General features: G+C 35.7%; 13 protein-coding genes. 8 read left to right on the forward strand and 5 right to left on the reverse strand.

What is annotated here, in order from left to right; genetic code table 11:
* Window positions 1–49: 49 nt before the first annotated feature.
* Window positions 50–1,525, forward strand: coding sequence for a guanitoxin biosynthesis MBL fold metallo-hydrolase GntH (gntH, locus tag IE051_RS16505; RefSeq protein ID WP_229796849.1), 1,476 nt, complete (start codon window positions 50–52; stop codon window positions 1,523–1,525).
* Window positions 1,526–1,605: 80 nt separating this feature from the next.
* On the forward strand, window positions 1,606–3,330 hold the full coding sequence (locus IE051_RS16510) for a sulfatase-like hydrolase/transferase (RefSeq protein WP_229796850.1): 1,725 nt from the start codon (window positions 1,606–1,608) through the stop codon (window positions 3,328–3,330).
* Between the two features lie 56 nt (window positions 3,331–3,386).
* Here IE051_RS16510 and IE051_RS16515 read toward each other — a convergent pair whose 3' ends face one another.
* Window positions 3,387–3,536 (reverse strand): helix-turn-helix domain-containing protein, encoded by a 150-nt coding sequence (locus IE051_RS16515; RefSeq protein WP_189362517.1) that lies wholly within the window; start codon window positions 3,534–3,536, stop codon window positions 3,387–3,389.
* Between IE051_RS16515 and IE051_RS16520 the strand changes: the two genes are divergently transcribed.
* The 6 genes from IE051_RS16520 to IE051_RS16545 all read left to right on the forward strand — a co-directional run bounded on the left by IE051_RS16520 (window position 3,537) and on the right by IE051_RS16545 (window position 8,812).
* Complete coding sequence (locus IE051_RS16520) at window positions 3,537–4,034, forward strand: hypothetical protein (RefSeq protein ID WP_189362518.1); 498 nt, start codon at window positions 3,537–3,539, stop codon at window positions 4,032–4,034.
* 11 nt (window positions 4,035–4,045) lie between these two features.
* On the forward strand, window positions 4,046–4,861 hold the full coding sequence (locus tag IE051_RS16525; protein WP_229796851.1) for a hypothetical protein: 816 nt from the start codon (window positions 4,046–4,048) through the stop codon (window positions 4,859–4,861).
* Between the two features lie 253 nt (window positions 4,862–5,114).
* A complete protein-coding gene (locus IE051_RS16530) occupies window positions 5,115–5,600 on the forward strand; it encodes a nuclear transport factor 2 family protein (protein WP_189362519.1) in 486 nt (161 codons plus the stop codon).
* Window positions 5,601–5,616: 16 nt separating this feature from the next.
* The gene (locus IE051_RS16535; protein ID WP_189362520.1) at window positions 5,617–6,111 is read left to right on the forward strand and encodes a glycine zipper family protein; all 495 of its coding nucleotides are present in this window, start codon (window positions 5,617–5,619) and stop codon (window positions 6,109–6,111) included.
* A gap of 4 nt (window positions 6,112–6,115) precedes the next feature.
* On the forward strand, window positions 6,116–6,601 hold the full coding sequence (locus IE051_RS16540; RefSeq protein ID WP_189362521.1) for a hypothetical protein: 486 nt from the start codon (window positions 6,116–6,118) through the stop codon (window positions 6,599–6,601).
* A 375-nt stretch (window positions 6,602–6,976) separates the two neighbouring features.
* On the forward strand, window positions 6,977–8,812 hold the full coding sequence (locus IE051_RS16545; RefSeq protein WP_189362522.1) for a T9SS type A sorting domain-containing protein: 1,836 nt from the start codon (window positions 6,977–6,979) through the stop codon (window positions 8,810–8,812).
* A gap of 67 nt (window positions 8,813–8,879) precedes the next feature.
* On the opposite strand, the gene IE051_RS16550 is transcribed toward IE051_RS16545, so the two are convergent.
* The 4 genes from IE051_RS16550 to IE051_RS16565 all read right to left on the reverse strand — a co-directional run bounded on the left by IE051_RS16550 (window position 8,880) and on the right by IE051_RS16565 (window position 13,115).
* Window positions 8,880–9,350, reverse strand: a complete 471-nt coding sequence (locus IE051_RS16550) for a hypothetical protein (protein WP_189362523.1) — start codon at window positions 9,348–9,350, stop codon at window positions 8,880–8,882.
* Window positions 9,351–9,636: 286 nt separating this feature from the next.
* A complete protein-coding gene (locus IE051_RS16555) occupies window positions 9,637–10,830 on the reverse strand; it encodes a serine hydrolase domain-containing protein (protein ID WP_229796852.1) in 1,194 nt (397 codons plus the stop codon).
* A 103-nt stretch (window positions 10,831–10,933) separates the two neighbouring features.
* Window positions 10,934–11,752 (reverse strand): MBL fold metallo-hydrolase, encoded by an 819-nt coding sequence (locus IE051_RS16560; protein ID WP_189362525.1) that lies wholly within the window; start codon window positions 11,750–11,752, stop codon window positions 10,934–10,936.
* A gap of 166 nt (window positions 11,753–11,918) precedes the next feature.
* On the reverse strand, window positions 11,919–13,115 hold the full coding sequence (locus tag IE051_RS16565; RefSeq protein WP_189362526.1) for an acyl-CoA dehydrogenase family protein: 1,197 nt from the start codon (window positions 13,113–13,115) through the stop codon (window positions 11,919–11,921).
* Between the last annotated feature and the right edge of the window lie 376 nt (window positions 13,116–13,491).

The raw sequence follows: 13,491 nt of genomic DNA on the forward strand, positions 1-13,491 counted from the left end.
ATTCAATACTTCCTTTAAAAATAAGAAGGTGAAAATCAGGCACTAAATTATGAAAAAACAAAAACTACTATTTCAACATATTCTTACAATGGCTTTGCTATTGGTTTTTATTGTTGATGTCCGAGCGCAAGAAGTTCAAGAACCATCCTCTGAAGAGGATATAAAAGCAGCTCTATCAGGAGGAGTGCCAATGGGAAGATGGAAAGAAGGAATGCTTTTTGAAGGTGTTAGCCCCATGCCTTGGTTAAAAAGTTCCGCCAATTGGTTTCCAGGGACTGAAGAAATACAACCTGAAGAAATACGAGTAACTTTTATGGGGACTTCTCCCTCTATACGCCCAGGACAAATGAACACATCTATCTATGTGGAATTGGGTAATGGTGATAATTTTGTTTTTGACATTGGCGAAGGTTCTGTAGCAAATTATGTTGCGGCCGGCGTAGCATTAAACCAATTAAAACACGTTTTTATAACCCACTTACATGTGGATCATTTTGGTGCATTACCTTATTTATGGATGTTTGGTACCTGGGCCGGTGGTTGGCACCAACCATTAACCGTACACGGGCCTTCTGGACGTACTCCAGAATATGGAACTAAAACCATGGTGGAAGGGATGAAAATGATGTTGGGATGGCATAGAGATGCTTTTAGTGTTTTTCCAGTTGGAAAGGGGCATGATATTCAAGTAAACGAATTTGACTTTAGGAATAATGGTGGCGTCGTATATGAAGAAAATGGGGTGAAAATTATACATTGGCAACGATCACATGCCAAGGATGGTGCTTCTGGTTATAAATTAATGTGGAATGGAATGTCTGTTGTATGGACTGGTGATGGTCGCCCTAGTGAATTAGACCTAAAATATGCAAAAGGAGCCGATCTCTATATTACTGAATTACAACAGGAATTAATGGAAATTAGTTCTGGAGTTCAAGGAGTACCTCCTTTTTTAGGAAGATATACGGTTGACACGCATCATACACCCGGTTATGCAGCTGGCTATTTGGCCAACCAAATTAAACCAAGAATGTTTATGACTACACATATGAGTTTTGATCCCTATTTAAATGAAGAAACTGTAGCTGAAGTACGTAATCATTGGAAGGGACCTTACCATTTTGGAGCACCAGATGGAATTGTAGTTAATATGACCAAAGAGAAAGTTTGGGTTCGTGAAGGTGTACTTCCAGATTTTCCAAACAATCGTTCTCCTCAATTTAATTTTGATTGTGGGCAATTAAACGTTCCCCTTCCTCCCACAAGTCGTGAAAAAATTCAAGAACCCTTTGTACGAGAACAAGAAATTGATCCCACTAAATACTATCCTGAAGGTTACCACCCAGAATTATTAACAGAATGGCCAGTTAAAAGTGATTTGGTTGTACCATTAGAAGGTATGCCAGAAACAATGAAAAAAAGCATGGGTGCACAGTGGAGGCTTAAAAAGAAAAACGAAGCATTAATTAAAGAAAATGAAGCATTGAAAAAAGAGAATATGAAATTACAAGAAAAAAAGAAATAAAATTATTATTCCAAACTAGATTTTAATTTTCTGTATTTCAATTTAGAAACAATCATTTATTAAAAACAAAAAAGTAAATTATGAGAATAAGCATACCAATACTTACAATAGCCATGTTATTTGTATGTAAAACAAGATTGACAGCACAAGAAATAATACACGATGCTGAGTATTACATTCTAGAGGCCCAGCATGGAGAACGATGGGAGAAAGAGGATAAAAGTTTGGACAAAAAATTAGCTGAACTTGAAAAAAAATATGGAACACCTCCAAATATCATTTATGTATTATGGGATGATATTGCCTTTGGGGATATTGGAATTCCTGCAATTCAAAAAGTTCGTGGATTTGAAACACCAGAACTAAATAAATTAGCAGAAGAAGGCATGCTGTTTACACATATGTATACCGAAGTTGGGTGCACACCTAGTAGATCTGCGGTAATGACAGGTAGGATGCCTACACGTAATGGGATGTATAATATCGGGATGCTTCGTGAATCTCATGGACTAAGAGATACTGAGGTTACTATTGCAGAGGTCTTATCAAAATCTGGATATGCAACGGCACACCATGGCAAATGGCATTTAGGAGATATTGAAGAGAGTTACCCTCAAAATCAAGGGTTTGATGAAGCGTTTTATTCAGCTTACAACCAAATATTGTCTTTCTGGACAAAGAAAGCAGAGATTGGTAATGCCACTATCGGCTTGCATGAAGATCTTCTTCCAAACGACCCTTACAAATTAGACGATACTTTTATAACAAAAGGATGGGCATTGGCATTGGAAGGCACCAAAGGAGGTAAAACACTACAATGGGAAGATAACTCAGCAGAGACTTATGGTAAATTTGATGCAGAAGCACAAAAAAGAACATTAGAATTTATAGACCGAAAAGCAAAAGAAGGAAAGCCCTTTTTCGTTCAACATTGTCCAATGTTACTGATGCCTGCTTTTGTTAAGGCTAAAAAAGAATCAGTTTCAAGAAGTATGATGCAAGATGGGATGCAAGGTATTGTTGACCCTTTTATTGGACAGTTAGTTGATAAATTAAACGCACTTGGTATTGCAGAAAACACCTTAATTGTTGCCATGGCAGACAACGGCCCTATGGCTCACAATCCTCCTCCTGCTGGTGGTTGGGCTGAAACCATTTTTAAAGGAGGAAAAGGAGATTTTACTGAAGGAGGTGTGCGTGTTACTGCCCAAGCTTGGTGGCCAGGAATAATTAAACCACAAATAGCGGGTGACATTATTCATATTACTGATTTATTTACAACATTTGCACACCTTGGTAAGGCCAAAGAAAATATCCCTACAGATAGAGTAATAGACGGCATTGATCAAACAGCCCTTTTATTAAATGGAGACACAAATGGAAGAAGAGATTATGTCTTTATTTATGCTGGTCCAAATTTAGGCGCAACGGTAAAAGGAAATTATAAGCGTCATTGGATTTCACCAGACCCTGTTGGAGATGCAAGTGGAATTGGTGCTGCATTCTATTTTTTACCATCAGACCCGCGTGAAATGTCTCCCATGATGTTAAACTTAATCCACTTAAAACAACCTTTTAATAGAATGAAATTGAGACACCAACTTTGGAAAAAAAATTATCCAGATCTTCCTGAGAAACATGGTATTCCGTTTACTGGAATAGAAAATGCTTCACAAGAAATTAAAGACCTAGCAAAACCTCCGTTAGACACCAGCAAACTTCCATTTGATGTATTTGAATATATTGAACATTTAGATGAATTGCCTTTCGAGAAAGATTCATCTCCAGGGATTGGAGGGAATTAATAGCACTAAATTGGGTGAATTAATTTTTGCCCATTTTTTTTGAACTAAGAATTACTTTAATGATTATCACTAAGCGTTTTTGAGGGTAATTCTCCAAAAAACGTTTTATAGTCTTTGTATAATTGCCCCATATGCCAAAACCCACTATCTCTAGTAATACTAGCAATTGACGCGTGATTTTTTTGTTTATGTAATCGAATATGCAAATGATTCAATTTAGTTTTGGGCAAGAACATAGTCATGATGATCATCATGACTTCAAGCATTTTAGAGTTGCAGCATTAATAGGGCACGCTTTTAGCCCTGAAGCTAATACAGAAACCTCTAGCTTTTTACTGATTCCTACCTTTGGTCTTGATATTCAGTATTGGTTTAGCCATAAATGGGGTATAGCCCTTAAAAATGATTTAGAAATTGCCGAATATAGTGTAGAAGACTCCTCTAAGGATATTAAACGTGAATACCCTTTCATCATGGCTTTACCCGTTTTATTTAGCCCTTGGGAAAGCAGTCATTTTACTTTTATAGCTGGCCCAGGTATAGAAATTGAGAGCCATAAGAATTTTTCAGTCATGAGACTGGGAGTAGGTTCTGAATTTGAAGTTGGTAATCATTGGGATTTTTCTCCAGAACTTATATACGATTTAAAAAACGGACATATAAATGTCCTTACCTTTGCTCTAGGCGTCGGAAAACGTTTTTAAGTGATTATAATATGAAAACAAAACTACTCACATTAAGCTTACTCATTTTAGGCACGTCAATGCTAATGGCTCAAGATGAAATAAACACAGAACTATCAGAAGAAGCGAAACTAGCAAAGGCTACGCAAAACCCCCTTGCAGCTATGTATAGTCTTCCTTTTCAAAACAATACTACATTAAATGTAGGTTCTAAGGAACGCACGCATAATGTGTTAAACATACAACCGGTTATTCCTATGAGTTTAACAGGGGGAATAAATTTAATAAATAGAGTAATCATTCCCGTAATCACCCAACCTTATGGCAATAATGGCAAAAGTTCATCAACAGGTTTGGGTGATGTAAACTATACAGCATGGTTTTCGCCTACGAAAGCATCAAAAATCACTTGGGGTATTGGACCTGCATTTCAAATCCCCACGGCTTCAAAAGACATCTATGGAAGTGGTGAATTTGGTATTGGTCCTTCCGCGGTAGCACTTACAACCAAGGGGCAATGGGTTGCTGGTTTTGTTATAAATAACATTTGGACTTTTGGAGATATCAAGGAGAACAAATTTTTGTTTCAGTATTTCGCTAATTATAATTTACCAAAAGCTTGGTATATTGTATCTGCACCCATTTTAACTGCTAATTGGAATGCGGCAAGTGGTCAGCAGTGGATTGTTCCGTTTGGAGCTGGTGCTGGAAAAGTTTTTAAACTTGGTAAGCAACCCATAAATATCAATGCTCAAATTTACAACAACGTCGTAAGACCTGATGGTTGGGGAGATTGGCAGGCTAGGATTCAAGTGCAATTGTTATTTCCTAAAAAAGCTAAATCATGAGCATATCGTTTTGAACCTCTAGAGTAACGAACTTTCAAAAATCGTTCATTGTTTTATTAAAACGCTTCATTTATTTTCCATTTAAATTTTGAAGTTACGCATTTTAAAACCTGCATCATCTAAATGAGTGAATAGGCCCTGCCAAAATCATAAGAAATGGCATAGACAATTACGTCCTGTAGCGATTAATTCATAAAAAAAATCGTATTTTCACGTACAGAATTAACGCTATTTCTAATCAAAAATATTAATTATGAAAAATGCATTGCTCATACTCTGTTGTCTGAGTTTCCTTCTGTTTAATTGTGAGCAGGGACAAAAAAACCAACAAGCAAATCTAGATTTAATTGAGAAATATGTAGAATCTGTTGAAAACCTCGACTATGAAGTCATGACCGCCTTATTAGATGACTCCTATATGGGATATGGTCCTTCTATAAATGATTCCATAAATAAGACTAATGCCATTGCCAGTTGGAAAAATAATGTTGAATATTTATATGAAAGTATTCGTTATGAAAAATCTAGAAATGCCACCGTTTTAGTGGATTCTGGTGAAAATCAAGGGGACTGGGTTTCCAATTGGGCCCAATTGGATATTGTTTATAAAAGTGACCAAAGTAAAGTTACTATTTGGGCAAATACAATCTATCAAATAAAAAATGGTAAAATCATAAAAAGCTATACCTTTTATAACGAGGCTGATGCTTTAGAACAATTAGGATATACTTTCTACTAAAATTAAAAATCATCAAATGAAAAAATTAAATTTAATCTTATTTATTGGATTGATATTTTGTGGTTTACAACAAATAAAAGCACAAAGTATAGCCAAAAGCCTGGGTATGTATATTTTCCCTAGTAATAACCAAGACCAAGCCACACAAGACGCTGATGAGGCAGATTGCTATAAGTGGGCTATTAACCAAACAGGTTATGACCCTTTAAATCCGCCTACTGTCACTGCGGCTGAAGTAGACACGTCTCCTGATGGGGCCGCTGTTAGAGGTGCTGCCGTAGGAGCCGCTGGAGGCGCTGCTATTGGAGCTATTGCTGGTGATGCTGGCGATGGAGCAGCCATAGGAGCCATTGTTGGAGGTGTAAGAGGAAGGCGCGCTAAAAGAGCTCAAGACGCCCAACAACAACAGGCCAATAATAATGCGGCCGAAACACAGGCAAAAGCCTTTGAAGATGACTACAAAAAAGCCTTTTCAGTTTGTATGGAAGGTAAAGGTTACACGATAAAATAACAAAATGATGTACAACCAGGTAAAAAAAATATTAAGCATACTCACTATTTTTGTTTCGACATCCATGTCCTGCTTTGGACAAAATTCTGACAGTGAAATCAACCTGATTCAAGAAATATTTGGTTTAGAAAAAACCGAAATGCTTTCTGAACTTCTAGGCGATGTTAATGATGAATTCTGGAGCACGTATAAAGAATATGAAGAGAAACGTATGGCACTAGGAAAAGAGCGATTAGCGCTTATTAGAAGCTATTCTGAAGCCTATGATTCTTTAACCGATGAAAAAATTGACCAACTATTAAAAGATATACAAACGCAATCAAAAAACACCGAAAACCTGATAAATCAGTATACTAAAAAGATAAAGAAAGTGTCCGGTTCTAAAGTTGCTGCACAGTTCTATCAATTAGAAACTTATTTACTTGCGGCAGTTCGTGTTAAAATCATGGAAATAACACCCATTATTGGAGAACTAGACCCACAATATTAGGGCATGAACCAAACATAAAATGTAAAAAAACCACATGAGCTTTCATGTGGTTTTTTCATGTCTATAATATTCACAATGACGCTATTAATATTAAAACGCAATAGATATCAGCTCAGTAAAAAACATATTTCAAAATCGGGTTTTGGCGTTTTTTGTTAAAAAACAAAACCATAAGGTATACCATTGGTCTAAAAAATACGAATTTCGTCTAAATCAAGAGGTTACAAATGAATTTCATAGGAAAAATATGCAAATCAACATGGTTAAATCTGCTATAATAACTACCTTTAAGTAAGAAATTATCAGAACTGATCTTTAAGTTCTCAGTTGAAATATAATTCTTGTGTCAAGCAACCTGTTGAGAAAATGACAATTATGAACAAAAATCCCATACTTGCGCTCTCTTGCATTCTATTCGCCTTAATTCTAAAAGCTCAGGACACCAAGAATGTCTTATTTTTAGGTAATAGTTATACTTTCTACAATGACTTACCCGCTTTAATTGAACAATTAGCAAGCTCAAATGGCGATACTTTCACACATGGTAAGAATACTATGGGGTTTTATTCCCTGATCGAACATGCTAATAATAATCAGTCGGTAGACCTTATTAATGCAAGTGACTGGGATCATGTCGTTTTGCAAGAATTTAGTACTTTGCCAGCATACACTTACTTAGATTTTTATGATGGTGCATCGCAATTATTACAACTTATAAACCCATCAAACACTTGCCTTAACAAAGCTATCCTTTACATGACATGGGGAAGAGAAAACAGCACAGACTACCCGTACAATGAACATCAACAGCTTACAACGGATGCCTACAACACCATGGCCGAGTCATTTAAAACTGAAGTATCACCTGTTGGAGTAGCCTGGAAAAAAGTAAGAGATGACAATGACCCCATAAACCTTTATGATCCTGACGGAAGCCATCCAAGTTATGCTGGAAGTTATCTTGCTGCGTGTGTATTTTATGCAACCATTTTTGACAAATCACCTGTTGGCTTATCCTTTACCGGTTCACTTTCTAAAGACGATGCCAGCTACCTTCAACAAAAAGCTTTTGAAGCATATAACGACTATGTAGCTTTAGGGTTAATTCATACTGGGAATGCCCCAGATACAATAACCCAAACCTACACCGCACAGCTTAACAACACCTATTTTGAATTGAATGCCTTGGCCACTGGCAGCACGATGGAGACGAGTTTCGATTTCACATTTACTGGGTCTAGTACTGAATCTGTTATAAACACGAATCTAGAATATGTAATCAGTCAGCAGGGTACCCAAATCGCTAATGGTTCTGTTCCCATTTCAATGAATCTAACACCCAACCAATGTGCGAGTCAAACAGAAACATATCCTTTAAATATTGATTTATCAAATGTCGGTAAAACATTATTTCACTTAGAGCTATTTCTAGATGGTAAATTAATAAACGATTATATGTTATCCAAGACTGTTACGGCTTTAGCTGATACCTCTTGGAAACTAGCAACTATAGAGAAAGCATTGGCTGAAGGCCCAACACTAAGAAATTATTCTGGCTGGTGGTATAACACCACGCAAGATATCACCGTTAGAGCTTGTCAGTTTGATGATCAAATTATTTTCAATGCCGATGGAACCTTTCAAAATATTCTTGAAAACAATACCTGGCGAGATTCTTGGCAAGGTGTAGCTGAAGGTTGTGGTATACCCGTTGCACCTCATGACGGCTCTACCGCATCTTCTTGGTTATACAATACCGAAACCAGTAGCATAACACTTACAGGACTAGGAGCCTTTGTAGGGCTTCCCGGCGCCCACAATACTAGTAAACTAAAGTCCCCTTCTGATGCCGTAAACCTTATTACCTATTCGGTATTATTTGAAGAAGATTTGATGTATACCTATATTGACCATGGTAATGGATTTTACAGGTTTGTGTTCAAAAAAGAACCTAGCTTAAGTATTGCAAATATTAAAGACACTCATTTATTTAATTTCCATCCTAATCCTGCTACTACTGAAATTCAGATTCAATCTGATCATCAAATAGAGGCATTAACCATATATGATTTAACTGGTAAAATATTATTCACACAGCAAGATTTAACTCCTAATACGATGCTCAACATTTCTCAGCTGAAACGTGGACTTTACATACTAAAGGCTAGTATTGGTAATAAAACTACTGTTAAAAAACTGGCCATTCATTAGGTAATACTATTTACCTCAAACAAGAAGACTTAGACCTAAAGGAACGTCCTGAAAACCCAAAAACAAATTATATTCGAGGCCTAACTTTAATTTTAGGGTCAATTTTATACATACGTCCTGTTCCATTAACTTTAAAGAGTATTTTGTACTTATATGGCTCTCCATCAGTCTGCATTCTAGCAACAGCTTTTGCGCGGCCATTACCATTACCCCGTATTTCATCAGAACTAAATATTCGAGGACCTCTTTCGCGCTTAATCATATATATTTCAATAGTATCCTCATCATTAGAACTTGATACGCCTTCCCAAATAATGGTGGATCCTTCTTCAACTGTAATTGTAAATGCTTCAGGCGGAGAGGCAACATCTACCTGGGAATCTGGCGCTGTAAAATAAGTAATTTCTTCAGAATTCACATTGTTATTTGTTAACTCATCAGTGTTTACATGCAGCGTAATAATGTTTGTTTGGGCATAACTGATATTGCCTATCACTAGCATGAATAAGACAATAAAAATTTGGTTGGTTTTTTTCATTTTTTTATTCTTAAATTAATAGGTTTAAAAAAATCTATAGTATCACTATAGAAATAAAATGGGGCCAACTATTAAATATACCATACCGTAGGGAGAAATTATATGGGTATGCTATTATGTATTTCAGTTAAATATAGTAAAACTCAGGTTAAAGTTATCATTTATTCCTGATTTATAATATATTAATCAAGGACGAAATAAAAAAAATCAATTTGATTTAAAAAAGAACGAAGCATCTAATAAAGGCAGTTACTTTCACTACCAAAAAGAAATAGCATTAAATAAATTAAACACGGAAATTCTCAGAAACAATTTTCCTTATTTTCCCATTGAGTGATTTTATTGAATTATAACTGGTGTGTTCTAATACGATAACCACCAAATCATCGTCTATATATTTTGTAAGGCCAGTGCGAAACCCATTCCATTTACCATGGTGGTAAATACTTTTTTGTCCATCCGTATCAATTCTAAACCCAAAACCATATGGAATTTTTCTTCCTGAAAGTGTTTCTCCTTTAGAATACATAAGGTCTAATGATTCCTGAGACAGCAATTTACCTGTATTTAATGCAAGGGTCCACTTATATAAATCTTCAATAGTGGTATATACATTTTTGTCACCAACAATTGCATCGTTAACAGTACTATTAATTTTGAGATGCCTCCAGCCTCTATACAGTCTATATCCTGTTAATTGATTTTCTTTAATACTGTCATTTTCAAAACTATACACATAGGAATCATCCATTCCAAGTGGATCAAAAATGTTATTTCTTAAAAAAGCACTAAAAGCCGTTCCAGACACTTTTTCAACAATTGAAGCTAAGACAATATAACCGGTATTAGAATAATCAAAATTACGTCCTGGCTTAAAAAATCGCTGCACATTACTAGCCTCCAGTAAGGCCATCATTTCACTATTTATTGGCGGCCGTTCCTGATTCCATTTGTGCTCAGCTACCCAAAAATATTTTGGTAATCCGGCAGTATGGTTTAAAAGGTTTTCAATAGTTACCCCGTGATAAGGAAAGTTAGGGAAATACGTATTTATGGTATCCGACAGTTTAATTTCACCGCGTTCATTAAGCAACATGATTGCGGCGGCTGTGAACTGTTTACTTACAGATGCAAGTTGAAAAACTGATGCCTCATTTAAAGGTGTTTTCTTCTGAAAATCTGCATAACCAATTTGATTCTTATATAATATTTTTTTGTTCTTGGCTACAAGAATTGCACCATGAAAATCGTGTCTTTTATTTATACGCTTTAATAATGAGTCTAATTTATGACTTACCGCTTTTGTGCTCTTTTCAGGATAGCACTCAAGCAACAATGGGGGATCTTTTTTTGGCGCTTCCGGAGCAGGAGATTCAGTTAAAACGCTTTCATTATTGGATTCCACTGAATTTGCCTTGAATGAAAACACGCAAAAAGAAACGATAACAACTACTAATATGAGGCCAATATATTTTTTCAAAAACAACTAAAATATTTGTGGCAAGTTAACAATCATTTCTAAAATTTCAAAACCACGCTATGCCGCAGTATTTTTACTACTTTTCTAAATAATCCAACCCATATTATATGGTAATCTCCATGCCCTCTCTAGCTAACATACAATTGGAAAATCTTGCTTGGCATGCCTTTTCCATTTTAGAAAGAAAAACATCATTATGCTCAGGGTCGTGATGCGTTATAATTAGTTTTTTAACACCGGCTTGCTCTGCTACTTCTATGGCTTGATCATAACTGCTATGGCCCCATCCACGGCGCGTTAGAAGTTCTTCTTTGGTATATTGCCCATCATGCACAAGCAAATCAGCGTCTTTACAAAATGCAACTATATCTTGATTAACTGATTCGCCATGTTCAATATCTGTACAAACCACAAGACTTTTATCATTATCCTCCAAGCGATAACCAAATGAATCACCTGGATGACTCTGCTTAATCACTCGAACAGTAGCATCATTTATTCTTAAGTCATTCTCATTAATTTTTAAAAAATTGCATCTTGCTCCCATTTTCTCTAAAGAGATGGGAAAATATTCAGCTTTCATCTGTTCCCTAAAAATATCTTCTAAATTCTTTATTTCTCTGTCTTTACCCATAGCCAATATATTGATAACCATTTGGGAATCATAAGCACATTTAAAAAAAGGAAACCCTTGAATATGATCCCAATGAAAATGACTAAATCCAATAAACAACTCATTTTGATGAAATCCCTCTTTAATAAGGTCCTTGCCCAAATTCCTTATTCCTGTTCCAGCATCAATTATAGCAACTCGACCATTATCCCTGGTGATTTTTATGGAGGTCGTGTTACCTCCGAATTCCAAAAAACCCCGATCACAAACTGGAATCGCACCTCGTGTTCCGTAAAATTTTATTTTCATTACACAAATAAAATAATTGTTTTAAAACCTTTATAATCCAAAAAGTACTTCTCATTGAATAAGCAAGGCCTTCTCTAATATTAAACAATATATAAAAACTTAATTATAAATAAGTAGCCCATTTTTGCATGGCTATTATGATGTAATAGCATGATTTTTAATTTGATTAATCCCTTCTCCTTGCCTTCATTTCCTGAAACAATTCTTTATACAAACCTCTTGCAATTAATATTTTCATAATCTCATTAGTGCCAGCATAAATTCTGGCTACCCTATTATCTGCATACATTCGTGCTATAGGATAATCCCACATATAACCATAGCCCCCAAACAGTTGTAAGCATTCATCAACCACTTTATTATGCATTTCTGTTGCCGAATACTTTGCCATTGATGCACTTTCAGTTGTTAACTGATGGTCTGATAATAAAAGCGTACAGCGGTCTATAAAAGCTTGATGAACTTGTAATTGTGTAGCGCACTCCGCGAGCTTAAACTGTGTGTTCTGAAAACCTGCAATAGGTTGTTTAAAAGCTGTTCGTGTTGACGTATATGCAATGGTTTTTTCTATGGCTCCCTCTGCCCCACCAATGGCATTAAGGGCCACTGTTAAGCGTTCTCTAGGCAATTCTTCCATCATAATTTTGAACCCCTCGCCTTCCTGTCCTAATAAATTTTCTTTAGGCACTTTGACATTATCAAAAAACAATTCGCAGGTATCTTGTGCTTTCATTCCTATTTTCTTGAAGGGCATTCCCTTTTCAAAGCCTTCAAGTGCACTTTCAATAATCAACAAAGACACCCCTTCTTTTTCTGTACCTTTATTGGTCTTAACCGCTACGATAGACATAGAACTCATATAGCCATTGGTAATAAAAGTTTTCTGTCCATTCACCAAATAGTGGTCACCTTTATCTGCTGCAACCGTCTTAATAGCTTTTAGGTCACTCCCACAGCTTGGTTCAGTCATACCGAGTGAAGTAATCATTTTACCGGTAGCCATAGCTGGAAGGTATTTTTGCTTTTGGGCTTCAGTACCGTACTTTAATAAGTAAGGTGCTACAATATCAGAATGTAATGAAAAACCAGGTCCTGTAATGCCTTCTTTCCCCAATTCCTCAATAAAAAGAGCGCTATAACTAAAATCTAAACCACTTCCCCCATATTGTTCGGGCATATCTATACATAATAACCCTAGTGCTCCGGCACGTTCCCAGATTTCATGACTTACCATGCCATTTTTTTCCCATTCCTCTATGTGATCAAGCATGTCATTTTTAATAAAATCTTGAATCATGTCTTGCATCATTCTATGCTCTTCTGATGCATATATTTCTCGTTCCAATAAAACATTATGTAACATATAATCCAAAATTTAAGTTTATAACGCCATGACTCCTTTTTAGCTCCTCTTTTCTAAATCGTATCTATTTACTCAGACTGCCTAGAGCATCTAATAAAAAGCTATTTGTTTTATAGATAAAGTGGCAACTATTAATCTAAAAAATCATCCATTTAAGATAGCAAAAATTTATTATGGTTCCAATATGCTTTAAAAAAGCACAAAAATTGATTTGCAATTCACTGGAAGAATAAATCATTTTTAAACATTTTTTTTAATTAATTATAAGATTACACGCTTTCAATTTGGATTAAACAAACAGACCTCCCTATTTTTTTTAAGCATTAAACACAGAGACAGATCACTCTAACTATTTGATTATTAGTTATTTTTTGTT

Origin of the sequence: Algibacter mikhailovii (genome assembly GCF_014651495.1) — a bacterium.
GTDB lineage: Bacteria > Bacteroidota > Bacteroidia > Flavobacteriales > Flavobacteriaceae > Algibacter_E > Algibacter_E mikhailovii.